Annotated in this window: 29 protein-coding genes; 9 read left to right on the top strand and 20 right to left on the bottom strand. The window is 37.8% G+C overall.

Annotated features, from left to right (window positions below; genetic code table 11):
* Window positions 1-205: 205 nt before the first annotated feature.
* The 3 genes from ESZ48_RS12780 to ESZ48_RS12770 are packed head-to-tail and all read right to left on the bottom strand — an operon-like array spanning window position 206 to window position 2,476.
* The gene (locus tag ESZ48_RS12780; RefSeq protein WP_129017880.1) at window positions 206-811 is read right to left on the bottom strand and encodes a class I SAM-dependent methyltransferase; all 606 of its coding nucleotides are present in this window, start codon (window positions 809-811) and stop codon (window positions 206-208) included.
* Between the two features lie 36 nt (window positions 812-847).
* The gene (locus tag ESZ48_RS12775) at window positions 848-1,810 is read right to left on the bottom strand and encodes an alpha/beta hydrolase (RefSeq protein ID WP_129017879.1); all 963 of its coding nucleotides are present in this window, start codon (window positions 1,808-1,810) and stop codon (window positions 848-850) included.
* Window positions 1,811-1,858: 48 nt separating this feature from the next.
* A complete protein-coding gene (locus ESZ48_RS12770) occupies window positions 1,859-2,476 on the bottom strand; it encodes a class I SAM-dependent methyltransferase (protein WP_129017878.1) in 618 nt (205 codons plus the stop codon).
* Window positions 2,477-2,979: 503 nt separating this feature from the next.
* On the opposite strand from ESZ48_RS12770, the gene ESZ48_RS12765 reads away from it, so the two are divergent.
* From ESZ48_RS12765 to ESZ48_RS12755, 3 genes are all read left to right on the top strand, one after another.
* Window positions 2,980-4,260, top strand: a complete 1,281-nt coding sequence (locus ESZ48_RS12765) for a DEAD/DEAH box helicase (protein ID WP_129017877.1) — start codon at window positions 2,980-2,982, stop codon at window positions 4,258-4,260.
* Between the two features lie 88 nt (window positions 4,261-4,348).
* Complete coding sequence (locus ESZ48_RS12760) at window positions 4,349-4,564, top strand: DUF6500 family protein (protein WP_129017876.1); 216 nt, start codon at window positions 4,349-4,351, stop codon at window positions 4,562-4,564.
* A gap of 209 nt (window positions 4,565-4,773) precedes the next feature.
* On the top strand, window positions 4,774-4,992 hold the full coding sequence (locus ESZ48_RS12755) for a VF530 family protein (protein WP_129017875.1): 219 nt from the start codon (window positions 4,774-4,776) through the stop codon (window positions 4,990-4,992).
* Here the strand turns inward: ESZ48_RS12755 and ESZ48_RS12750 are convergent.
* The 17 genes from ESZ48_RS12750 to ESZ48_RS12675 all read right to left on the bottom strand — a co-directional run bounded on the left by ESZ48_RS12750 (window position 4,989) and on the right by ESZ48_RS12675 (window position 20,304).
* A complete protein-coding gene (locus tag ESZ48_RS12750) occupies window positions 4,989-5,399 on the bottom strand; it encodes a DUF805 domain-containing protein (RefSeq protein ID WP_129017874.1) in 411 nt (136 codons plus the stop codon). The genes ESZ48_RS12755 and ESZ48_RS12750 overlap by 4 nt on opposite strands.
* 85 nt (window positions 5,400-5,484) lie before the next feature.
* Window positions 5,485-6,324 (bottom strand): alpha/beta hydrolase, encoded by an 840-nt coding sequence (locus ESZ48_RS12745; protein ID WP_129017873.1) that lies wholly within the window; start codon window positions 6,322-6,324, stop codon window positions 5,485-5,487.
* 717 nt (window positions 6,325-7,041) lie between these two features.
* Window positions 7,042-7,701 (bottom strand): hypothetical protein, encoded by a 660-nt coding sequence (locus ESZ48_RS12740; RefSeq protein WP_129017872.1) that lies wholly within the window; start codon window positions 7,699-7,701, stop codon window positions 7,042-7,044.
* 2 nt (window positions 7,702-7,703) lie between these two features.
* Entirely contained in the window at window positions 7,704-9,224 is a 1,521-nt protein-coding gene (locus tag ESZ48_RS12735) for a carbon-nitrogen hydrolase family protein (RefSeq protein WP_129017871.1), read from the bottom strand.
* Between the two features lie 61 nt (window positions 9,225-9,285).
* Window positions 9,286-9,738, bottom strand: coding sequence for a tRNA (cytidine(34)-2'-O)-methyltransferase (locus ESZ48_RS12730; RefSeq protein ID WP_129017870.1), 453 nt, complete (start codon window positions 9,736-9,738; stop codon window positions 9,286-9,288).
* Window position 9,739: 1 nt separating this feature from the next.
* A complete protein-coding gene (locus ESZ48_RS12725; protein WP_129017869.1) occupies window positions 9,740-10,216 on the bottom strand; it encodes a hypothetical protein in 477 nt (158 codons plus the stop codon).
* A gap of 92 nt (window positions 10,217-10,308) precedes the next feature.
* Window positions 10,309-10,452 (bottom strand): hypothetical protein, encoded by a 144-nt coding sequence (locus ESZ48_RS19325; RefSeq protein WP_190246259.1) that lies wholly within the window; start codon window positions 10,450-10,452, stop codon window positions 10,309-10,311.
* Between the two features lie 90 nt (window positions 10,453-10,542).
* Complete coding sequence (trpA, locus tag ESZ48_RS12720; protein ID WP_129017868.1) at window positions 10,543-11,316, bottom strand: tryptophan synthase subunit alpha; 774 nt, start codon at window positions 11,314-11,316, stop codon at window positions 10,543-10,545.
* 371 nt (window positions 11,317-11,687) lie between these two features.
* Window positions 11,688-12,869 carry a tryptophan synthase subunit beta gene (trpB, locus tag ESZ48_RS12715; protein ID WP_129017867.1) on the bottom strand — a complete coding sequence of 394 codons (1,182 nt, stop codon included), beginning with the start codon at window positions 12,867-12,869 and terminating at the stop codon, window positions 11,688-11,690.
* A 669-nt stretch (window positions 12,870-13,538) separates the two neighbouring features.
* Window positions 13,539-14,255, bottom strand: a complete 717-nt coding sequence (locus ESZ48_RS12710; protein WP_129017933.1) for a phosphoribosylanthranilate isomerase — start codon at window positions 14,253-14,255, stop codon at window positions 13,539-13,541.
* A 72-nt stretch (window positions 14,256-14,327) separates the two neighbouring features.
* A complete protein-coding gene (gene trpC, locus ESZ48_RS12705) occupies window positions 14,328-15,110 on the bottom strand; it encodes an indole-3-glycerol phosphate synthase TrpC (protein WP_129017866.1) in 783 nt (260 codons plus the stop codon).
* An 80-nt stretch (window positions 15,111-15,190) separates the two neighbouring features.
* Window positions 15,191-16,186 carry an anthranilate phosphoribosyltransferase gene (trpD, locus tag ESZ48_RS12700; protein WP_129017865.1) on the bottom strand — a complete coding sequence of 332 codons (996 nt, stop codon included), beginning with the start codon at window positions 16,184-16,186 and terminating at the stop codon, window positions 15,191-15,193.
* A gap of 174 nt (window positions 16,187-16,360) precedes the next feature.
* Window positions 16,361-16,966 carry an anthranilate synthase component II gene (locus ESZ48_RS12695; protein ID WP_129017864.1) on the bottom strand — a complete coding sequence of 202 codons (606 nt, stop codon included), beginning with the start codon at window positions 16,964-16,966 and terminating at the stop codon, window positions 16,361-16,363.
* 194 nt (window positions 16,967-17,160) lie between these two features.
* Complete coding sequence (locus ESZ48_RS12690) at window positions 17,161-18,564, bottom strand: anthranilate synthase component I family protein (RefSeq protein WP_129017863.1); 1,404 nt, start codon at window positions 18,562-18,564, stop codon at window positions 17,161-17,163.
* Window positions 18,565-18,634: 70 nt separating this feature from the next.
* Entirely contained in the window at window positions 18,635-18,934 is a 300-nt protein-coding gene (locus ESZ48_RS12685; RefSeq protein ID WP_129017862.1) for a GIY-YIG nuclease family protein, read from the bottom strand.
* Window positions 18,935-19,256: 322 nt separating this feature from the next.
* The gene (locus ESZ48_RS12680; protein WP_129017861.1) at window positions 19,257-19,814 is read right to left on the bottom strand and encodes a YceI family protein; all 558 of its coding nucleotides are present in this window, start codon (window positions 19,812-19,814) and stop codon (window positions 19,257-19,259) included.
* A 34-nt stretch (window positions 19,815-19,848) separates the two neighbouring features.
* Window positions 19,849-20,304, bottom strand: coding sequence for a MarR family winged helix-turn-helix transcriptional regulator (locus tag ESZ48_RS12675; RefSeq protein WP_129017860.1), 456 nt, complete (start codon window positions 20,302-20,304; stop codon window positions 19,849-19,851).
* A gap of 113 nt (window positions 20,305-20,417) precedes the next feature.
* Here ESZ48_RS12675 and ESZ48_RS12670 point away from each other — a divergent pair, with 113 nt between their 5' ends.
* From ESZ48_RS12670 to ESZ48_RS12645, 6 genes are all read left to right on the top strand, one after another.
* Entirely contained in the window at window positions 20,418-20,945 is a 528-nt protein-coding gene (locus tag ESZ48_RS12670) for a TlpA family protein disulfide reductase (protein ID WP_129017859.1), read from the top strand.
* A 74-nt stretch (window positions 20,946-21,019) separates the two neighbouring features.
* Window positions 21,020-21,625, top strand: a complete 606-nt coding sequence (locus ESZ48_RS12665; RefSeq protein WP_129017858.1) for a thioredoxin family protein — start codon at window positions 21,020-21,022, stop codon at window positions 21,623-21,625.
* Between the two features lie 104 nt (window positions 21,626-21,729).
* Window positions 21,730-22,041: a rhodanese-like domain-containing protein gene (locus ESZ48_RS12660; RefSeq protein ID WP_129017857.1), complete on the top strand. Its 312-nt coding sequence runs from the start codon at window positions 21,730-21,732 to the stop codon at window positions 22,039-22,041.
* Between the two features lie 41 nt (window positions 22,042-22,082).
* Window positions 22,083-22,478: a rhodanese-like domain-containing protein gene (locus tag ESZ48_RS12655; protein ID WP_129017856.1), complete on the top strand. Its 396-nt coding sequence runs from the start codon at window positions 22,083-22,085 to the stop codon at window positions 22,476-22,478.
* Between the two features lie 276 nt (window positions 22,479-22,754).
* Window positions 22,755-23,348: an RNA polymerase sigma factor gene (locus ESZ48_RS12650; protein ID WP_129017855.1), complete on the top strand. Its 594-nt coding sequence runs from the start codon at window positions 22,755-22,757 to the stop codon at window positions 23,346-23,348.
* 105 nt (window positions 23,349-23,453) lie between these two features.
* Entirely contained in the window at window positions 23,454-24,515 is a 1,062-nt protein-coding gene (locus ESZ48_RS12645) for a FecR family protein (RefSeq protein ID WP_129017854.1), read from the top strand.
* The last annotated feature ends 112 nt before the right edge of the window (window positions 24,516-24,627 follow it).

The following is a 24,627-nucleotide window of genomic DNA, read 5'->3' as shown; positions in this document are numbered from 1 at the left end:
TTAAAATAAATAGTCGGTGAGGTTACCTAATGAAAATAATCTTTAGAACGGCACTTATGCGTAGTGTCTTGCGTTTGAATAGGGTCGGGATGGCTACAGTAAAGATTACCGTGGGTAAAGACGATTTTAGCTGATGAAGTTGTTGGCGGAAAACACCAACATCCGAGAGAACTCGTGTTCTAAACAGCATTTCAGAAGGTGGTTTTTATGCTCTTTTCTGACATTTTATAACATAAAAAGGATAAATGTCCATCACCTTTAAAACTTCAAAAAGACCTGCTTTGCCAAATTCTTCTTGTATGCTGTCTTTATCGTAAAAGAACATTTTTACGCCGCCAAATATTTCAAATCGGTCTTTATCAATGGAGGTCCCGTGCCCATAAATCTGAGCCTCTTTAGTGACCGTCGTAAACACCATAAGTCCATTTTCGGAAAGCTGGTTAAAGCAATCCTGAATTAGTTTTTCTCGCTCTTTTTTATTCAAGAGGTGAATTAAAGCATAACAATAGATGCCATCATAAAGCTGTTTGTCAAATGGCATTTCGGTTACAGAACCGTGATGAATATGCAAGTCGTTTCCAAAATGTTTATGGGCCAACTCAATGGCGGTTTTGGAAATCTCAATACCGGTTACAGTCATGCCATTATCCCTGAATATTTGAGCATTTCTTCCATACCCTATGCCAGGAATAAGCACGTTTTTCACATGTTGTTCAATAAAGAGGTCATTTACCAAAACAGTAGAGGTTGCGGGTTCAAATCCCCACATTTCCTGTTTGTTTTTAAATGCCTCTTCCCAGAATTCTGTCATTTTTTTTATGCTTTTGAATTTGTTGTCATCAGATTCTTATCTAAAATTCACCTTTATCCATTCAAATATTGTTTTATAAACCTGTTCTCTTACGGGTTCTTTTGAGAGCACTAAATCGTGCATGCCGTTTTCAATTTCACAACTGGTAATATCACCCTGGAGTTGACTGGCAAATTGATGGATGTGGTCAACATTCAATACGGCATCTCCTTCCATGAAGTTCTCAGACCATTTTTTATCATTTATAGATTGACTGCTGTAAAGCACCAAGGTAGGCACGTCCAATCTCAGCTTGTTGTGTGTTATTTTATGAGCCTTGTGAATGGCGCTGATAAAACTCAGTGTCACTTTTGGGAGGTCATGTGGTTTCCATGCAATATTATAGTCCCATTCCCCATATTCCTCACGATGAAGACTATAGCCATAGAATCTTGAAAGGCCACCTGAGATTAATTTGTCGGGGACATATTTACTTAAAAATGAAAGTATCGGAATCCCTATTCTTCTTTCAAAAGCACTGAGATTAAATTCATAAAACGGACTGTTGCAGATGATGCCATGGAATAAATTACTGTTTAAATGCCGTCCTGCAAAATAGGTTATGATGAGCCCACCCGTAGAATGGCCCATTAAGATCACTTCCGTGTGCTTTTCTGTTTTAATGATTTCTAGAGCTGCATTGATCTCTTCATCATACTCTAAAAGCGAACGGACATTATTCATTTTTTGATGGTCCAGATACGATCGGCCGTACTTTCTAAGGTCCAAAGCATAGAACGTATAGCCCGCTTTATTGAACCTTTTGGCCATTTGATCCTGAAAGAAATAATCGCTAAAACCGTGAATGTATAAAACAGCTTTAGTGGATGGCGTTAGAGGTTGCCTGCGAATTAATGTTGCAATGACTTTACCCTCATAATCATCGTTGAAGGTTAAGGTCAATTGTTCGAACCCTTCACCAAGTATGTCAGGAGTATAATCATCAAAGCTATAGTTCATAGGTTTCTATTTTGAATCTGACTTTGTAATCAATTAAACGTGTAAGTCCTATGCCTTTTTCTTTCCGGTAAACCGAATCACGCTTGCTAATCCGTTGTGAAAACTGCCTTCGTTTAACTCTATCAGAGCTTCTTCGAGTTCAATGATTTCAAAATCTGTGAAGGTGTCTGTAATTTCCTGTTTGGAATATAGCATCTCTCTATTCGCGGGACCGCCCACCTTAGGATTTTTTTCTCGAAGTTCAAGATTGTTGAAGCTAAAACCTTCCAAAATCAGATAGCCATTTGGTTTTATCAATTCAGCTAAATCCTTGTGTAATTTCTCTTTTTCGTTGGCCGGAAAATGAGCGTAAATTAGGGCAAGAGCATCAAAGCTATTCTTTTTTAGATACAGTTGTTTTAACTCTCCCACCTCATAATCGATGTCGACGTGTTCTGAATTCGCTAATTCCATGGCCTTGTTTTTGCCTTCTTCGCTTATATCAAAAGCGACTACATTCAGTCCTTTTTTTGCTGCATAGACAGCGTTTCTTCCTTCTCCTTCCGCTGGTAAAAGTAGTGTTCCCTCTAAGCTTAGTTTGTCAATCGTATTCTTAAAATATACATTGGGATTTTTTCCGTATGCGAAGTCTTTTTCCTTATATCTGTTATTCCAAAAATCTTCCATAGTTTTTATAATTGCACAGTATTTCTGAATATAGACATCAACGTACTATCTGAATCGCTTTAACAGAATGCTCTATTGCAGTCCACCAAAATACCCTATTTCAGTCTTATTTCCTATAGTAGAACCACGTTTTATTAGTCTCTAAAGAGGGTTTTCTTTGGATTTCCTTGCACAATCCTTCGACAATCCTCCTGCAAAACACCATTTTACCGAAGCTCACTCGAACAAGTGTCGAACAAGACTGGGAGAAAACCCCTAAAAAACACCACTAACCCGACAAAAGCAGACAAAAGCAGACAAAACCCGACATCTATGGTATGGTTTTAATGTAGGATCAATGCTGGGATAACGCTTGTAGAGTGGAGGTTTGTGACCGATTATGTGGCCTCTGTTTTGCAATATAATACAACACATAGCGTAGTTACGATCAATTTAGCCGTACATTTGCACAAAATTTAAAGGAGTGACCTAAATTAATAGTGTTTGCTTCGTAAACACAATTTATGTCATTCAATTCATTAGGATTATCTGATGCTTTACTTAAAGCGGTCAGCAAACAAGGCTATACAACGCCTTCACCAATTCAACAAAAAGCCATCCCGTTAATATTAGAAGGTAAAGATGTTTTAGCATCGGCGCAAACGGGTACTGGAAAAACAGCAGGTTTTACACTGCCATTACTACAATTATTATCGCAAGGACAACCTTTGCGCCAACGCCCAGTACGGGCTTTGGTGTTGACACCAACCCGCGAATTGGCGGCTCAAGTGTACCAAAACGTTAAACAATACAGTACGTATTTAGATATTAGAAGCACCGTTATTTTTGGTGGTGTGAATCAAAATCCGCAAGTGGCAACACTTCGGAATGGTGTGGATGTACTTGTCGCCACTCCAGGACGCTTATTAGATTTGCATAACCAACGCTTATTGTCGCTTGCCAATGTTGAGATCCTCGTATTGGATGAAGCCGACCGAATGTTGGATATGGGCTTTTTACGCGATATCAAAAAAATCATGGCAGTGATGCCAGCAAAACGCCAAAACCTTTTGTTTTCGGCAACGTTTTCAAAAGATATTAAAGCACTTGCCAATGATATCCTAAACCACCCAGTATTGGTGGAAGCCACTCCGGAAAACACAACGGTTGACGCGATTGACCAACAGGTCTACCGCGTTGCCAAAGGTTTAAAACCGGATTTGTTGGTAAAGTTGATTTCTGACGGTAATTGGGAGCAAGTTTTGGTTTTTACACGAACTAAGCATGGCGCTAATAAACTGACCAAGAAATTGACCAGTAGTAACATTACGGCAATGGCCATCCATGGCAATAAAAGCCAAGGCGCAAGAACCAAAGCTTTGGACGGATTCAAAAGAGGTTCTGTACGTGTTTTGGTGGCAACGGATATTGCGGCCCGCGGATTGGATATACCGTTATTGCCACATGTTGTCAACTTTGAACTGCCTAACATTGCCGAAGATTATGTGCATCGTATTGGTAGAACTGGAAGAGCAGGAGCTAGCGGATTGGCGATTTCCTTAGTCAGTGCCGATGAAACAAGTTACCTTCAGGAGATCCAAAAACTGATAGGGGAACGTATTCCTGTGGAGATTGTTGAAGGTTTTGAACCGGATCCAAACGCATCTACCGAGCCTATCAAACAAGGACAAGGCAGAGGCGGCAGACCACAACAGAGAAAAGCAGCTACTCCTAGAACAACTACGAAGAGCTCAAGTTCTGGAACTGGCTCTGGCAGAAATAGAAATAGGAATAGACGGAATTAAGTTTGAAACTGAAACTGAAATTGAAATTGAAATTGAAGTCGAAAACTTCAACTATATAAGTTTGACAGCTTACGAGAAACTCTTAAAAATGCTAAGTCAGTCCTTAAAAGATAAAATGATTGCGGTTTGTGAAGCGAAGATTGCTCTGAAAGGTCCGAATGTAGGGTTATCCTTTTATGCTTTTTTCGCCAACAAAAACGAGACGCCTGAATTGTTAATGGAAGCTGCCACTTGGTGGATCATGACGCACAAGCTGGATCATTTTGAGAAAGCGGTGAAGATATTGGCGATGGTGAAGGACTAAGATTGTTTTCTTGCAGAGTCGAGGGGCGCAAAGTTGCATTGCAAAAACCAAGGACGAAATTTGCTCACTGTCGATAGGAAGACAAAAAACTAAATTCCAAATTCCAGAAGAAATGTCTGAAGAATTAATAATTTAGCATTCTAAGCAAATCAGCGTTTTCAGCGTTCCATTGTCAAACAAGAAACTACAAACAAGAAACTTTTCCAAAAATGCAACCCAACAATCCCCTTCACGGCATAAAACTCGAACAAATCATAAATGATTTGGTGGCGCATTACGGATGGGAATATATGGGCACGGTAATTAAAATCAAGTGTTTTAATGAAGATCCATCGGTCAAATCCAGTTTGAAGTTTTTAAGACGTACCCCATGGGCGCGCACCAAAGTGGAACGGATGTACCTAAATATGTTGGCTAAAAAACGCTAAAACTCAACAGGATTTCCAATGTCGTTGATCTCGTCTATATTTGGACCTTTAGGATTCGGTCCCCATTTGTTCTGCATCGGTTCACTGTCTTTAATAGTGAAAATCAAAACGATAACCCATCCGATATACGGAATTACCGATAATAAATAATACCAACCACTTTTTCCTGTGTCATGTAATCTTCTGATAGATATTGCCATTGCTGGGATAAAAGAAAGCAGGGCATAAATAATCAAGAGACTTGAAGGAACAAACCCGAACCCAAGTTCTTCCAAAAATCCCGATAAAAAAGATAGAAAAAAGATGATTGGAAAGTGAAAAGCCATAAACATCCAATATTCCGTTCGTCTTGCACGTCCGCTAAAGTCGGCGTATTTGTTTTTGAAAGTGTCTAAATACCAATTCATAAGCTGTAGTTTGGGTTGAGGTTAGTGCTAAAATAGAAAGATTTCTAAATAATCACCTCAAAAAGCTCTGTTATTGGACAAACGGTCAATTTTCTTTATAAGGATATATTAATTGAAAAGCGTCATTCACACTTTGATGTAAAATAGTGGCGTGATTTTCCTTGGGTAAAAACAGAAACTCCGATTTAAGATTTGGTTTCCCAGAATTTTTGAGTAGCTCGGCTAACATTTTTGCCTCACGTTCCATAATTTCGCCTTCAGAACCTACGGCTACATAAACATTTGCTGGCATCTTAGAATGCGCACCCAAGAACATTTTGGCATCTTTAAGGAGCGATTCGTTATCCCACCATAAACTTGGACTTACAATAATATAATCCGTGAAAAGCTTAGGTTTTTTGAATAGTATTTCTGTGGCAAGCAAACCTCCCAACGACTGCCCGATGAGCATTTTTTGGTTGGTTGTTGGATAATTGGCGTTGATATAAGGTTGGACTTCGCTTTCTAAAAAGTCGATGAATTTTCTCGAACCTCCTGTAGTTGGATAATCCATTTTTAACTTTCTGTCGATAGTAGGAAAGGTGAAATCCCGTTTCCGATCGATATTGGCGATGCCCACCACAATGGTTTTTGGCATGTTCATCTGTAAATTAAAAAACTGAACCAAACCCACAATATGCATGAAATCTTCATTCATGCTGCCGTCCAATACATAGATTACCGGATATTTTAAGGTATCCGAAGTTTTAAAACCATCCGGCAAGTAAATGTTAAGCGTTCTGGATTCTGACAGAATTTTGGAATCGATTATAACCACTTCCCCAATGGTTAGGGGTGATTTTATATTTTCTTTTAAGGCGTTCTGTGCTTCGGAAGAATTGAGGGCAATCGCAATCAAAAAAATACTTAAAAAAAGGTGTTTCATTATAGGGAATAATTTGGATGCTTTTGGTTTTATGAGAATGGCTAAATATAGTGTATCGATAGGGTTTTATTAAGACTTTTAACTTTTTGAATCACTAATTGTATTGTTTTTTTTAGACACGAATTTCACGGATTACACGGATTCAAAAATGGCACTAATTTGAAATTGTCTACATAATAATACATAGATCCTAAATATTATATTAAATCGTTCTTCGTGTAACTTAGTGACTCCTTTGTGTAACTCTGTGTCATAGCTTCCTTTCAAAATGGATTTTGGACACGAATTTCACGGATTACACGGATTCAAAAATTGCACTAATTTTAAATTGTCTACATAATAATACATAGATTCTAAATATTATATTAAATTGTTCTTCGTGTAACTTAGTGACTCCTTTGTGTAACTCTGTGTCATAGCTTCCTTTCAAAATTGATTTTAGACACGAATTTCACGGATTACACGGATTCAAAAATTTCACTAATTTGAAATTGACCTACATAATTAAGCATTAGTCATCGGTATTTCACCATGATTTCACGTATTCCTGTCTTGAACGCCGTCCAAGAAAACAGTCATAACGCTCTTTTGGAAACTAAACAAAAGCTCCGAATTTAAAATAAAAATCCGGAGCTTCAATATTTAACAAATCCTGTCTTGATTCTAACATCTAACAGCAACCTGTGCTGAGCACTGTCGAAGCAAGCGGTCTTATTCTCAATCTTCCTCTTCCTCAAAAATCGAAATTTCAGCATCAAATTCCGCATCCTTAAACTCATCCCTACTGATCCAATATTCCGATGTAGTCATGATATAACCATTGTCGCCTGTAGCTTTTAACTCCCAGACAATGTCTTCTGATTCATCAAAAGCCTCATTTCCCGCCAATTGTTCAGAATATAAACGTTTGATGATGTTGCTGTTTGCCAAAGTCTTGTCCAGAACTTTTAATATGACTTCTTTGGATACATCTTTGTTAGGTGTGATTTCAAATTCAACAATGGTCGCTTTTGCTGATGGGAAAGTCCCGTTATAAGCTTTAAATAGCAGTTGATTGATATTGAAAAGCTCATGGTGCAAACTAATGTCACTGTACTCTTCAGATATTTTATCGAGCACCATGTCGTGCGACATTTGTTCAATTTGACCTTCGGTTAAATGCTCAGATAATTTATAATCTAAGAGGATGGCTGCGGCTTCAGGACCTTCAAAATCGGAAATCGCCATAAACAGCAATTCCTCAAGATCTTCAGGTTTGGATTTGTCGCCATCCGGAAATCCGAAACGATCTAAAAGTTCAATATAATCGGCATTGGTCCATGCGTCTTTAAATTCTTCAACAGTATTAACACTGTTGATTACCATATGATATTTCATAATTACTTCTTTTTTAGTTCAAATAAATCTGTTCTTCTGTCTTTTAAGTTTCTGACGCTTCCAAATTGGTTCAGCTCTCTTAAAAGATCAATGTCCACATCGGCGATGAGGATCATTTCAGCGTTTTGTGTGGCTTCTGCCTTAACCCCGTTGGTTGGGAACGCAAAATCGCAGGGTGTAAATACCGCTGATTGTGCATATTGAATGTCCATATTTTCAACATTCGGTAAATTGCCCACACTGCCCGCAATGGCAACATAGCATTCGTTTTCAATGGCTCTTGCCTGTGCGCAATGGCGCACACGGGAAAAACCATTCTGAGTATCGGTCAAAAATGGCACAAATAGGATGTCCATGCCTTCGTCGGCCAAAATACGGCTCAACTCAGGAAACTCGACATCATAACAAATTAGGATGCCTATTTTACCACAATCGGTATCAAAGGCTTGGAGTTTGTTGCCGCCAACCATTCCCCAAATCTTGGCTTCGTCTGGAGTGATGTGTAGTTTTTCAAAACGTTCTGTGCTGCCATCACGTCTGCATAAATAACCCACATTATAGAGGATGTTATCCACAACTTCTGGCATGCTCCCAGTGATAATATTGATGTTGTAAGAAATAGCAAGTTTGGAAAAACGCTGTACCATTTCTGCCGTGTGCTTTGCCAATTCCCTGATGGCTTCAGGTGTGGATAAATGGTTGTTTCCTGCCATTAATGGGGCATTGAAAAACTCTGGAAATAAAGCGAAATCACTACGATATCCTGAAACCGAATCGATAAAGAATTCTGCTTGCTGCATCATTTCGTCCATATCCTTATACAATCGCATTTGCCATTGCACCAATCCGAGGCGGACTACCTTTTTGATGGTCGTTGCTTTTTTCGATTTTTTCTCGTAGTAGATGTTGCTCCATTCCAACAATACCGCATAATCCTGAGAGGAGGCATCACCTTCAAGATAATTCTTTAAAATACGTGTCGGGTGGAAATCATTGGAGATTTGAAAATTAAGCACCGGATCATGGATTTCTTTACGTCTTACTTTATCGATATATTCTTTGGGCGATAAGGTGTCTGCAAATTTATGATAGTTCGGGATTCGCCCTCCAAAGGCCAAACCTCTTAAGTTTAAACGCTCGCATAGTTCCTTACGGTAGTCATAAAGTCGACGTCCCAAACGCAATCCCCTAAATTCCGGTTTGATAAACACATCAATGCCATAAATGACATCGCCAGTGTTAGTATGGGTGCTAAAGGTGTAATTTCCGGTAATATCCTTATAGGTGTGATTGTCATCAAATTGTTCATAATCTACAATAATGCTCAAGGCACAACCTGCAATTTGATCATTGATCTTAATGACCACTTGACCTTCTGGAAATTCTTCGGTGAGCTTTTTAATTTGATGTTCTTGCCAGAATGCATCGGGCATAGTGGTGTAAGAGGCAATCATTGCTTCTTTCAATTCCTGATAATCTTCCAGGTTTAAATATTTTAATTCGATGTTTTCAATGTCTTCCATGGTGTTTCAATGTGGTTGGTGTTTGAAGTTTTCTAGATTTATAACTTCATTTTATAGTGTTTTATTTCAAAGCTTTAATGCCTTCATAAGCCACGATGGCTACAGCATTGGCAAGGTTTAAACTGCGTACATGCTCGCTAAATAATGGGATTTTGTATAAGTGTTCTTTATGTGTTTCTAAAATATCCTTTGACAAACCAACGGATTCCTTACCGAAAATCAAGAACAAATTATCCTCAAAAGGGATGTCCCAATAGTCTTTAACGCCATGGCTTGATAAAAACGCCATTTTCGCACCTTGATGTAATTCAAAAAACGAACTGACATTTTCATAGGTAGTGATGTTGACATGTGGCCAATAATCCAGTCCGGCGCGTTTGAGTCGAGCATCGGTAATCTCGAATCCGAAAGGTTTTACTAAGTGTAAATGTGCACCAGAGGCTAAGGCTAATCTGCCAATATTTCCTGTGTTATTTGGGATTTCAGGCTCCATCAATACAATGTTTAAAGGCATATCAAAAATTTAGTTCATCACAGTTTACAGCAGTTAAAGGAAACTTTTCATCAAAGGTAATGCTTGTATTGCTTTTAAAGACGGTTGTATTATTCCGGTCTACTTCCACCTCGCCATAACCCTCAAGTAGCGTATTTCCTTTTTTAAGAAAGATAAGTTCCCGTTTTGATGTTGTGCCTTCAGATTCGAAATCGTAGTCTCCAAATATGGTATCCCCTTTTACGATGCCTTCAAAGGAGCCATAACTGCCGTCTTTTTCGAAAAAATTGTAGAACATTTCACCTATGACAAGGTTTTTGCTTTGCGTTAACATGAGTGCTATTGTGTCTTTGTTTTGGGCGTACAAATAGCAATACTCTTCGTATTGTTGAGTTGTAGCTTTGTTCTCATCCTGTGTGGTTTTGGTTTCTGGTTGTTCTTTACATGAAATTCCCATGACAAACAGAACGAATATAATCAGTTTAAAGTGTTTTTTCATGACTCCTATGGGTTATTGTGAGGGTTATCAACCAAAAAGAAACCTATTCGTTAAAGATAAGAATAGGTTTCTTTTTAATATATATCACCGAATCATTTTTTCGATTTTTGATCCTTTATTGTCTTTTTGTCGATATCAAACTGATTCGTATCCAATCTGGTATTTCCTGTTGGATTCGTAGGATTGGTTTGTTCCTTTGTGGTTTTAAACTTTTTATTATCCTTTATTGTTCCCATGATTTCTACTTTTTAAGTGACTCATAAGATAAGGAAAACAGAACGAAAACTGTATTAAGGTTATCTTAAAGTTTAATTGCGCTCTAAGGATTAGGCTTCTAAAATATCACCAATAAATCTATGGATTTTACCTGTGCCTTCAGAATTTAAATGTTTGATAAATGCACTTCCGATAATAGCACCTCTGGCATCAGTTGTAGCTTGCATAAAGGAAGTATGGTCTGAAATGCCAAAACCAATTACTTGTGGGTTTTTTAGTTTCATATTGGCAATGCGTTTGAAATACTCCGTTTGGACATCTCCAAAATCAGAACTGCTTCCTGTAACGCTGGCACTGCTGACCATATATATAAAGCCTTTTGAAATGGAATCAATAAACCGGATGCGCTCCTCAGAGGTCTGCGGTGTAATCAAGAACACATTGATGATGTCGTACTTCTCAAAGATGGTTTTATACTGATCATTATAGACGTCCACAGGTAAGTCAGGTATGATGAGTCCGTCAATACCAATTTCCTGACATTTCTTGCAAAACGCTTCCACACCATATTGCAAGATCGGGTTGAAATATCCCATGATGACCAACGGAATGTTGACTGTTTTCCGGATATCTTTAAGCTGATTAAAAAGCACTTCTGTAGTCATCCCGTTTTTTAAAGCTTGGGTCGAACTCGCCTGAATGGTGGGACCATCGGCTAGAGGATCACTAAATGGCAATCCGATTTCTATCATGCCGACACCGCTTTTCTCCAGATCTTGGATGATGCTGGTTGTATCGTTAAGGTTGGGGTAGCCGGCAGTAAAATAGATTGAAAGTAACTTTTCGTTAGTTTTTTCTTGTAATTTTTGATTGATTCTGTTCATGTTCACTTCCCGCGAAGGCGGGAATCTTATTAGTTAAACCATATTCCTGCGGATGCAGGAATCTCATTTCGTAATTTAAACTTTTAATTCTGTTCCTTAAAAAGGAGAAGTTCATCTCGAGAAAACGTGATGAAGTTGAGGGGTTTATTTATTTTAAAGAAACCCTTCCTTCTTCAGTTTCTAAACTGAAACTGAGTCCACCTTCCCTTAAAAAAAGGTAAGGAATTTAATTTTAATCAATAAAATATAAATGTCGATTTTTAATTGATATGCCGAATTTGCGTTAAGGATGGAGGCATTGTTGGAACTCCTCGAAGAGAGCGACTGCCGACAGCCTGACCCTTTAGGGTAACGCCATAATAATTATAATACTATAGTTTAAAATGATTGATATAAGTCTCCAAATCCTTATCCCCACGTCCAGAAAGACTAACCACAACGATGTCTTCAGGTTGAAACTTTTTATGTTCAAAAACTGCCAAAGCATGAGAACTTTCAATGGCAGGAATGATACCTTCCATTTTACATAACTGCAGACCTGCGGTCATGGCATCATCATCTGTAATGGCGATGAATTCCGCACGTCCACTTTTGTATAAATGGGCGTGCATTGGCCCTACACCAGGATAATCCAGTCCTGCCGAAATACTGTAAGGTTCCGTAATCTGTCCGTCGGGTGTTTGCATCAACAGTGTTTTACTGCCGTGGATGATGCCTTCCTTACCTAAAATTGAGGTAGCAGCACTTTCTCCAGAATGCACCCCTTTTCCGGCAGCTTCGACAGCAATAAGCTTGACCTCCGTATCGTCCAAGAAATGATAAAAAGCGCCTGCAGCATTACTACCGCCACCAACACAGGCCACCACATAATTGGGTTTTGTTGTGCCTTCTTTTTCTTTGAGTTGCCATTGGATTTCTTCGGAAACAATAGCTTGGAAACGCGCTACCATATCAGGATAAGGATGTGGGCCAACCACACTACCGATAATATAATGGGTATCCACAGGATTGTTGATCCAATCGCGAATGGCCTCATTGGTAGCATCTTTTAAGGTGCGACTTCCAGAAAGTGCGGGAACTACAGTAGCGCCCAACATTTTCATGCGTGCCACGTTGGGCGCCTGACGCGCAATGTCAATCTCGCCCATATAGACGATGCATTCCAATCCCATAAGCGCACATACTGTTGCTGTGGCTACACCGTGTTGACCCGCACCAGTTTCTGCAATGATGCGGTTTTTTCCGAGGCGTTTCGCCATCAAGATCTGACCAATGGTGTTGTTGATTTTGTGAGCGCCGGTATGGTTGAGGTCTTCTCGTTTTAAATAAATTTTGGTGTTGTACTTTTCACTCATTCGCTTTGCGAAATAGAGAGGGGAAGGGCGTCCCACATAATCCTTAAGTAGTGCATTGAATTCTTCTTGGAATTCAGGTTCTGCCATAACTTTCAAATAGTTTTGACGTAATTCTTCCACATTGGGGTAGAGCATTTCTGGAATGTATGCGCCGCCAAATTCGCCGTAATACCCTTTTTCGTTGATGTTGTATGTCATATTCCTCATTCCTGCGTAGGCAGGAATCTCGTGTTTAAAAGACCTTTCAGTCCCGATAGCTATCGGGAGAAACCAGTCAGGTCAGGTTATTCCAATTTATTCCTGCGTAGGCAGGAATCTCATATTTATTTTCCTTTTAAATCTGTGATTTTTCTAAACTATAATTTTCCATTCTTGATCTGTTCGAAATTATAAAATTCAACCTAGAGTTAATCACCGCATTTATGATTCAAGAGACCTGACAGGTTTCTAAAACCTGTCAGGTCAGGTTATTCCAATTTATTCCTGCGCAGGCAGGAATCTCATATTTATTTTCCTTTTAAATCTTTGATTTACTAAACCATAATTTTCCATTTTTGATCTGTTCGAAATTTTAAAGTTCAACCTAGAGTTAATCACCGCATTTATGGTTCAAGAGACCTCACAGGTTTTCAAAACCTGTGAGGTCTGGGTTATTCCAATTTATTCCTGCGCAGGCAGGAATCTAATGTTTATTTTCCTTTTAAATCTTTGATTTTCTAAACTATAATTTTCCATTCTTGATCTGTTCGAAATTTTAAAATTCAACCTAGAGTTAATCACCGCATTTATGGTTTGAGAGACCTGACAGGTTTTAGAAACCTGTCAGGTCTGGTGACCTGAACTGGCTGGAAACTCCGTCTTTTTAGTTCATTTGATAGTATCAAACTTGTTAATCATTTGTTTAAATTTTGTCAACTTTTCCAAATCCTTCAATCCAGGTTTAATTTCGAATTTACTGTTGACATCGATGGCATGGCAAAATTGGGATTCCTGCCTGCCTGCCTGCCGGTCAGGCGAGCGCAGGAATTCTGCTACATTATTAACTTCCTCCAAACCAATCCCGCCACTTAAAAAATAAGGCTTGTTGGAAGGATAATCTTTTAAAACTTCCCAATTGAACGTATAGCCGTTGCCGCCTGGTAACTTACCTTTGGTATCAAACAAAAAGTAATCACACACCGATTCGTAAGGTTCTAATTCGTCAAAATTGAAATGGTCTTTGATTGAGAACACTTTCAAAATTCCTGCGTAGGCAGGAATCTCTAAATTTTTATCCTTATCAGCATTTTTATCCCGATCTATTTTCGTAAGAAGACCATTTAGTTCTTTACAAAACTCCGGCGATTCGTCCCCATGCAGTTGAACCAAATCCAAACTATGTTTTTCAACCTTGTCTATAATTTCCTCAACCGTTGCGTTTACAAAAACACCGACCTTTTTCACGCCTGATGGTAATTCCGGAATCGTGCCATTGAAATATCTGCTGGACTTTTCATAGAATATAAATCCGAGATAATCAGGTTGAAGCGTCGCAATATCAGTGATGTTCTGGATGTATTTCATACCGCAGACTTTTATCCTCACCCCAGCCCTCTCCGAAGGAGAGGGAGTTTGATTCGGCTTATGAATGAAGTTTTTAGCGTTCATTTTAGATTTTTAAATTAGATTTTTGATAAATGATTTTGCACTTTCCCCGGCATTATCGGTTTTCATAAAGTTTTCTCCTATTAAAAAACCTTGGTAACCATAAGGTTGTAACTCTTTAATAGATGAAACGTTGCTGATACCACTTTCTGATATTTTTATAAAGTCATCTGGAATTAGCGTGCTCAAACGTTTGCTTGTCTCCAAACTGACCTCAAAGGTTTTTAAATTTCTATTGTTGACGCCGATCATATCCAAACTTGGCATCACCGATTTATGCAATTCTTCCTCATTATGGATTTCCAAAAGCACTTCGAGGTTGAGGCTTTTTGCAAATTCTGAAAATCTCTTAATTTCTATGTTTGATAAAATGGACGCGATGAGCAAAATGACGTCTGCGCCATAAGCTTTGGCTTCCAAGATTTGGTACGTATGGATGATAAATTCCTTTCTTAACAAAGGCAAATTACAACTGGCTCTTGCCAATAGTAAATCGTCCATAGAACCTCCAAAATATTTGCCATCGGTTAAAACTGACATCCCACAAACTCCAGCCGATTCATAACCTTGTGCTACGTCAAACACATTAAGGTTTTGATTTATGATGGATTTTGAAGGCGAACGACGTTTATGTTCAGCAATGATGCCTGAATCGCTGTTTTTTAATCGTTCCGTTAGTGAGATCGAATCTCTTTCAAACAAAACCGATTGTTCCAATTGTGACGTAGGAATGAGTGATCGTCTTAGATCGACTTCTTTGCGCTTATCATTAACTATTTGATCTAAAATATTCATTTAAAAAATCTTTAATTATTGGTCTGTTGTCTGTTATGTGTTGTGTGTTTTCTGTTGACTGCCAACTGCAGACTGCCGGACTAAACTCCACTTATTTCAACTAATCTCTCAAATTTCTCTTTTGCTTTTCCGCTCAATAGGGCATCTTTTGCCAGTCCAAAACTATCTTCTACAGATGTATTGTTTACCGTAGCAATCGCCATGGCGGCATTGGCACATACGACGTTATTTTGTGCTTCGCTACCTTGACCATCCAATATCTGTATAAAAATTTTGGCGGCTTCAGCTACAGAATCACCACCATATATATCACTTTGTTTTAAAGTGTTTAATCCGAAAAACTCGGGTGAGATCATTGTTTCTGTAGTGTTCCGAATGACTTTAGTTGGACCGGTCAATGAGATTTCATCATAGCCATCCAAGGCATGAAGAATGGTATAATTAATATCTGTGTTTTGATAAAGGTAGCTATACATTCTTAGTAATTCTAGGTTGAAAACACCTACCAATTGGTTTTTTGGAAACGCGGGATTAACCATAGGTCCCAACATATTAAAAAAGGTTTTTACTGCCAAATCCTTTCGGATGGGCGCTACATTTTTCATGGCAGGGTGGAAGAGCGGCGCGTGCAAAACGCAAATGCTGGCTTCGTCCAAGGATCGTTTTAAGAAATCAAGGTCAGAGGTAAATTTAATGCCCAAATATTCCATAACGTTTGAAGAACCGCAGGCAGAAGAAACGCCGTAGTTACCGTGTTTGGTAACATTGACACCAGCACCGGCAGTGACAAAGGATGCCAGAGTTGAAATATTAAAGGTGTCTTTTCCGTCGCCTCCCGTGCCACATAAATCGATGCCGTTATAATCGGCTAAATCCACGTGCAGGCACAATTCTAAGAGCGCATCCCTAAAACCTTGCAATTCTTCGATGGTAATACTTCGCATCATATAAACCGTGAGGAAAGAGGCAATCTGACTTTGATTGTAGTTTCCTTTTGATATGTTGACCAAGACGTGTTTGGCTTCGTCGCTAGAGATGCTTTCTTGGTTGATGAGTCTGTTGAGTATGTGTTTCATGTTCATTCCTCACGAAAGTGGGGATCTTTTGTTGTTAAACTTAATTTTTTCTAGATCAACTAATTTTTGATACGATGTAACCCCTTTTGTTTTCATCCTCTTTTCTCGAAGCGTTTGCTTACCTTAAACTTAAGGATTAATGTCGCTGAGCCGAAAGGATTAACGTTGTTGATCCTATAAGATCCCTGCCTTCCCGCCTGCCGGACGGGCAGGCGCAGGAATTTTAATCCAATTTTCCAATATCTTTTTCCCATCCGGTGTCAACACCGATTCAGGATGGTATTGTACCCCTTTTAAATCGTATGTTCTGTGGCGCAAGGACATCACCTGACCATTTTCGTCAAAGGAAGTGGCTTCCAATACTTCAGGTAAATTAGGATTGACCACCCAAGAGTGGTAACGGCCGACTTCAATGGTTTTATCCAAGCCGTTGAAGAGAGATTCATCGGTAACGCAACTGGTGACTTTGGTAGCTACGCCGTGATATACATTATCGAGATTGATTAATGTGCCGCCATACACTTCAGCAATGGCTTGTTGACCGAGGCAAACTCCTAAAATACTTTTTGTGGGTGCGTAGGTTTTAATGATGGCTTTTAATAATCCTGCTTCGTCAGGCAATCCTGGTCCTGGAGAAAGTACGATCTTTTCAAAGGCATCTACTTCTTCAAGCGTGAGCTGATCGTTGCGTCGGACAGTGACCTCACAGCCCAAATCTTCAAGATAATGGACGAGATTATAAGTAAAACTGTCGTAATTGTCTATAACTAATATTTTCATATCTATTCCCCGCGAAGGCGGGGATCTGAGTGTTAAAATGTTAATTTATTTGGTTGAGACCTGTTAGGTTTTTAAACCTGACAGGTCTAATTTTATATAATTTTTATTTGCCATTTTAAACCTACAAGGTTTTTGAAACCTTGCAGGTTAGTTTCTGAAACCTTGCAGGTTGGTATTAGACATTGTTTATTCTATTAAATATCTTTAGCCATCTCAATCGCCTTAGTCAATGCCCCCAACTTATTGTAAACTTCTTGCAATTCGTCTTCGGGTTTTGACTTAGAAACCAATCCTGCGCCAGCTTGCCAATGCAATTGATGATTCTTGCTCAAAAATGTCCGAATCATGATGGCATGATTGAAGTTGCCTTTAAAATCCATGAATCCGATGGCGCCACCGTAAAAATCGCGACTCGTTTTTTCGTATTTCTCAATGAGTTGCATGGCTTTGTGTTTAGGGGCCCCGCTTAAGGTTCCTGCGGGAAACGTATCGGCGACCATCTGCATGGTGGTGGTGTCCTTATGTTTTTTACCTGTCACCTTGCTGACCAAGTGGATGACGTGGGAAAAGAATTGTACTTCTCTATATTTTTCCACAGTGACCTGACTTCCATGGCGACTCAAATCGTTTCTTGCCAAATCGACAAGCATCACGTGTTCTGCATTTTCCTTATCATCAACAGCCAAGAGTTTGGCGAGTTCAGCATCCTTTTCGTCGTTACCCGTACGTTTGAATGTGCCTGCAATCGGATGGATTTCTGCTTTGTCTTTATTTATGACCAATTGTGCTTCTGGAGAGCTTCCAAAAATCTTGAAATCGCCATAATCAAAATAGAACAGGTAAGGAGAGGGGTTAATGCTGCGTAAAGCGCGATACACATTGAATTCATCTCCTTTAAATTGCTGAGAAAACTTTTTTGACAGCACAAGTTGAAAGACATCACCTCTAGCACAATGTTTTTTTGCGAGGACAACATTGTCTTTATATTCATCATCGGTTAAGTTGGAGACTGTTTCGCCCTCCGTTGAAAAATTAAAAGCAGCAAAGTTTTTTGACTGGATGAGTTGTAGAATTTCCGGGATATTATTTTCTGTATCAAAACAATTGGCAAATACATACGCTTCATTTTTGAAATGGTTGATGGCGATGATGTTTTGGTACACTGCATAGTAAATATCAGGAATATCTTGATGGCCTTCTTTTTTTGAAATGGCTACGTCTTCAAAATAACGGACCGCATCATAAGCGATATATCCGAAAACACCATTGTTGATAAACTTGAATTTATCTTCGGAATGCGTTTTAAAACGTTTGGTGAATTTATGGATCACATTGGCTACATTCGTTTCTGGTGTAATGGGATGGATGGACTGACTTTTATCTGGAAAGCTTTCTGTTATGACCTCATTTTTAACTTTAATGGAGGCGATAGGATTGCAACAGATATAGGAAAAACTATTGTCATTGGCGCGGTAATCACTACTCTCCAAAAGAATACTGTTGGGGAACTTATCCCTTATTTTCAAATAAATACTCACCGGTGTGATGGTATCTGCGAGAATTTTTTTATGATGGGTGTGTAGGCTGTAGGTCTTCATTTGAATGTCTGAATTTATTTACGCGTTTCGGCTATTGCTCAGGCTGAACTTCGGCGGAAATCTTTATGTTTTATGGTTGTAAAAAATGTGATAAATCGTCCCAACTAGGATTAAAATCATTTATTAGGTTAATTTTCCATTCACGATTCCACTTTTTGATTTGTTTTTCTCTTTTAATGGCCTCGTTTGGATATTCGAATTTTTCATAATAAACAAGTTTGTTTAGATTGTATTTGTTGGCAAATCCTTTGCTATATTTCTTCTTATGTTGTTGAACCCGTTCATAGACTTGACCTGAAAAACCCACATAAATTACAGAGTTGTTTTTATTAATCATGATATATACAAAAAAGTTCTTTTCTTGAAACATAGCGTAACAGTCTTACTTTATTCTTTGGATTTCCGCCTTCGCGGAAATGACCAATGGCAAATAAAAAAGGCTTGTCGTGAATGACAAGCCTTTTTTATATTAGATTTAAATATACTATAGCATTACCTCACGAAGTTTGTTTCGAAAAGTTCCACCACCAAGTATGATTTAAAGTTGTGTACATATTTTTGTTTTGCCAAATATAGAAATCAAAATTAAGTTTACAAATAATTTGGGAAGAAAATAAAAAAAGAATCCTGCAAACGAAACTTCCGAAGCAGGATTCTTTTTGACTAAAATGAAACTCTTAATAAATTTAAGCTTAAAACTTTAAATTTACATTGAGATCAAAATTATCATAGATGGCTTTATCCTTTAGACCGTCAAAGAAACTCGCCGATCTAAATTTTATATCATATTTGGTACGATCAACTTTAAGGTCGGCAGTAGCAGTGTTTCCAGAAACAACCATGTCAAAAGTGTTTGGATTGGTGATGCCTTTAATGGTCAAATCGCCAGTTACTTTATGTTTTCCGTCTTTCCCTGACACGTTTGTAATGACAAAAGTAGCAGCAGTATGTTTGTCTGTACTGAAAAAGTCGTCTGATTTTAAATGTGCTTCAAGCTTGCCTTTCGATTCACCTTCTAAATCAGTTACGGTCAAGGTTGGCATATCCATCACGAAAGAGCCACCTGTCAACTGATTCTTGTCGTCAAATTTCAAAGCACCTTTCTGAAGTATAATGTATCCATCATGTTCTCCGGTTACTTTATGTCCTTTCCAGGTGATTTTACTGTTGACAACATCAACTTTCTTGTCGATTGTAGTGATAAATGAACTGGCTGCAAAAGCCATTGCTAAAATTAGTGTACTATTCATAAAATTTGATTTAAAAAGTGTAATTAATTAATGGTTAATCTCTGAGTTTTGTTAATAAACTATTTAAAGTTTTAAGTTCTTCTTGCGATAAAGGAGAGGTAATATCTGTTTCCGTTGCTTCTACTTTAGGATCTATTTCCGTTAAAAATTCCAAACCTTTCGGTGTTATGAAGATTTCTACTTTCCGTCGATTTTCTTCACATATAAAACGCTCTACATAACCTTTCAAGATGAGCTTATCTACCAATCTCGTGGTGTTGCTCATTTTGCTGACCATTCTACCTTGAATGTCTTGAAGGTTTGTAGGCTTGCCTTTTTGTCCTCGTAAAATTCTAAGGACGTTAAACTGTTCAATGGAAATATCAAAAGGCTTAAGGATGTTGGAAATACTGTCCCTGATGATATTACTCGTATAAGAAATATTCAGAACGGTCTTCTTCGCCAATGGTATTTGGGAGGTGGTCAATAAGATGTCTTCTAATTCTTTCATATACAACAATTGTATATACAAATTTAGGGGTGTTTTTTACTTCTAAGATTAATCTTGCTATAATTTTTTGTTAAAGTTTTATTGGTCTTCAAATGGAGCTTTATTTTTATACCATGAGAATAGTATGTTTATTATTGCTGATCTTAACAGCATCCTGTAAAAACGAAAGTCGTCAAAATGAGAAGGCGGTAGACCTTGATTATAATGAAGACTTTTCTACAGTTCCCTTGGAAATCTATGATTTTGAAGGATTGAAACCATTTCTAAAAACGAACACTGATAAAACCTATGTCGTCAATTTTTGGGCTACTTGGTGCGCGCCTTGTATTAAGGAATTGCCTTATTTTGAGCAGTTGAACGCCGCTTACAGTGACAAAAACGTAGAAGTCATATTGGTGAGTTTAGATTTTCCTAAAAAGTATGATTCCCATTTGAAGCCATTTATTAAGAAGAATAATTTAAAATCGAAAGTTGTAGCTTTGGATGATAACGACTCTAATACTTGGATCCCCGCAATTAATCCTGATTGGTCTGGAGCCATTCCTGCAACGCTAATTTTCAATAAAGAGAAACGCCAGTTTTATGAAAAGACGTTTACTTATGAGGAATTAGAAACAGAAATTAAGCAATTTCTAAATTAAAAATCGCAATTTGTCTTTAAAAGAGTGGAACAGTTTTTGACAATAATAGAACGGAATAATAATCTCAAAATAATATGAAACATATAAAAGGAATTTTCGCAGTCATTGCTATTGTTATGCTCTCTGCTTTTACAACCGTGAGCAGTGGCTATAAGATTGGTGATATTGCCACAGATTTCAAACTAAAAAGTAGTGACGGTACTTCGGTCTCCTTGTCTGATTATAAAGATGCCAAAGGATTTATTGTCATTTTCACTTGTAATACCTGCCCGTATTCTGTGGCCTACGAAGACAGAATTGTAGCTCTTGATAAAAAATACAAAGGCAAAGGTTATCCTGTGATTGCCATTATGCCAAATAACCCTGACGTCCAACCTCAAGATAATATGGAAGCCATGATTCAAAGAGCTAAGTCAAAAGGCTTCACGTTTCCTTATTTGATGGATGAAGGTCAAAAGATTTCTCCACAGTATGGAGCTACCAAAACGCCTGAAGTGTATGTGTTGCAGAAAACCAGTAAAGGAAATCAAGTAAAATATATTGGTGCTATTGATGATAATTATCAAGATGCAAGCGCCGTTAAATCCAAATATGTTGAAAATGCAGTAGACGCACTCTTGTCTGGGCAGCAAATTAAGGAACCTCAAACGAGAGCCATTGGGTGTTCTATCAAACTCTAAATAAGAGTCAAATGTTAAAAAACGAATCCGAGGTATTACACTTCGGATTTTTTTCGTCTATATCACAAAGAAATGTTAATTTTGTTCTTTTAAATATAGTTTCTATGGCAGATTTAACGCAACAAGAATGGGCATCTCAATTGGAGAATGATAAGGACGCAATTGTATTGGACGTAAGAACTCAAGATGAAGTTGACGAAGGATACATTCCTGAAGCCATTCATTTGGACATTCATAAGGGTCAAGAGTTTATCGATGAAATCAAAAAACTCGATCCAGAAAAAAGCTATTATGTGTACTGCAGATCTGGGGGAAGAAGTGGTCAAGCGTGTTCAGTAATGAATTCTTTGGGATTTAAAAAAGCCTATAACTTAATTGGAGGTTTTAGTGAATGGAAAGGACCGTCCACACAATAAAACTTGATTTTTTCCTTTATAAGAAAGCTAATACACATATTATGAACCGTTTTTTGTTGATTTTTATTATTGCTTTTACCGTCCTAGTCGGTTGTAAGGATAAAACTGAAGGTGAGATTACTTTAGTTACGGCTGAAGAAATGCTTTCTTTAATGGAGTTGGAAGATGTCCAATTGGTTGATGTGAGAACGGCCAAGGAAAGAGAGGACGGTTATATTAAAAACTCACAAAACATTGATTTCTATTCGCCAACATTTGATGAAGACATCTTGAAGTTGGATAAAACCAAACCCGTTATCATATATTGCCGTTCAGGAAAGCGGAGCTCGGATTGTGCTGAGAAACTGATAGACGCCGGATTTGTTAAAGTCTACGACCTTAAAGGCGGCATGACCCAATGGCTTTTTGAAGACCGTGCCATTGAAATGGCAAATTAATTTGGGTGTCTTTCTAATTAAATAATTGGCTATCCCCATTACTTCCTTCCGCTGAATGCACTTAACTTGAGTATGATGCATTTGATTTTTACTCCCATTCTTCGTGTTTTTTATATAAAAATGGATACTTTAGCCTGATAAGAGGCTATGGTTTATTTCTCTTTAAACGGCCTGATCTGATTTCTTGTTAATTGGCATGTAAAATAGGTTTAAAAGGTTGATTCATAGAGTCATTAGTTTTGGTTAGAGACTATTCATTTTCAGTAGATTGTAAAGTTGGAGCGACATAAAAATAGAACACTGGTCTTATGGACAAAGCTAAAGGATGGTGATGTTCGCGCTATGGGTGATCTTTATGATATTTATGTGGATGAATTGTTTGCATATGGCATGCAGTTTTCTTCCGATAAAAGCCAAGTAATGGATGCCATTCATGATCTGTTCTTGAATCTTTACAAATACAGAAAAACTCTTGCCGCCACAGATAATGTAACTTTTTATCTCTTCAGATCTTTAAAAAACAACATTCTTAAAGTTGAAAACAAAAGCCGTTCGTTTGTTCCTTATAGCCAAGAGGAGGATCATAAACAAAGTGAAAATTCTATTGAAGACCGTATTTGCGCCGAGGAATTTGAAAACGATCGCGCTTACAAATTGGCAAAGGCCATCACCTTATTGAGTAAGAAACAAAGAAAAGCTTTGTCTTTGAGGTTTACCCATGAGCATTCTTATGAAGATGTTGCTGCCATTATGAATGTTTCCGTTGCAACTTCTAGAACCATTATTTATAGGGCGATCAAAATCTTGAGAAAGCAGCTTTATAGCTTGGGAATTTTCTTTTTATCATTCTTTTATAACTTTTTTCATTAAAAGTGTCTATAAACTAAGACTATCTGACTTATACTAATAGGACGCGGTATGTTTTAATGTTATGCATTAAAAAAACTGTGTTTTATAATCTGTTTAGATAGTGTCATGGATAATAATTTTCAGAAAAATATAAATTTTAAACATCTTTCAAAAGAGGAGAAGGCGCAATTAAAACAGCGCATCTCAAATTCTGTGTACGGTTACATAAAACGTAAGAGATTATTGAAATATGGAATTGGAGTTAGCGTAGCTGTCGTTGTAATTTTTCTTTCCATAGGAATTTTCAATGCGCCAACATCTCATCCTTCACCCATTGAAGTCTTTGCCAAAACAGTAAAAGACTTGGAATCATCAGGTAAAGTACAACTTGTACTCAGTGATGATCAAAATATTGAGATAACTGAAGACCATTCGGCCATCAGTTATTCTAGTACTGGAGAGGAAGTGCAGATTGGGAACGAGAATTCTATAAACCAAAAAACATCACATAAAAACCAACCGGTTTTTAACACCCTAATTGTGCCGTTCGGAAAACGTTCAGAAATCGTACTTTCAGATGGAAGTAAAGTTTGGTTGAACTCAGGTTCGAAATTGATATTTCCAGCGCAGTTTTCAGAAGATAAAAGAGAAGTATATCTTCAAGGAGAAGCTATTTTTGAAGTGGCTCACCGTCAGAAGCAGCCTTTTATGGTCAAATCTGAACATCATGAAATTGAAGTATTGGGAACTATCTTTAATGTGAGCAATTACAATGACGACCAGGCCATCTATACCGTGTTACAAAGTGGAAGTATTCAAATTAATGTGACAGAAAATAAGCTTTTCAATTCCCAAAAGCACATCAAAATCACTCCAGGAACTTTGGCTACTTTTGATAAGGATGACAGAGCGGTCAAAACCCAATCAGTCGCTACTGAACCTTATTTTTCATGGCGAGATGGTATTTTTATCTTCAAAAACGACTCGCTAAAATCCATCATGAAAAAAATCTCACGATATTATAATGTAGAAATCATCATCAATAATGACAACTTGGCGAACGAAACCTTCTCAGGATATTTGGATGTCAAGGAAACTATTGAACATGTCATGCAAACTATTAAATCTACTGAATCTTCAGAATTTGAATATCATTTAACTCAAGACAATCAACTAATCATTAACTAAAAACTAGAACACCATTAAACAGAAAATTTCATTAAAAAAAAGCTAGAAGATGCGCCAACACCCTCTAGCCGTAAAAAATCAACACCACTGTAAATCAGCAATATTAACCACT

This window comes from Gelidibacter gilvus, from assembly GCF_004115975.1.
Taxonomy (GTDB): domain Bacteria; phylum Bacteroidota; class Bacteroidia; order Flavobacteriales; family Flavobacteriaceae; genus Gelidibacter; species Gelidibacter gilvus.
The sequence above is the reverse complement of the archived record's forward strand: the minus strand, read 5'-3'. Positions and strand labels throughout refer to the sequence as shown.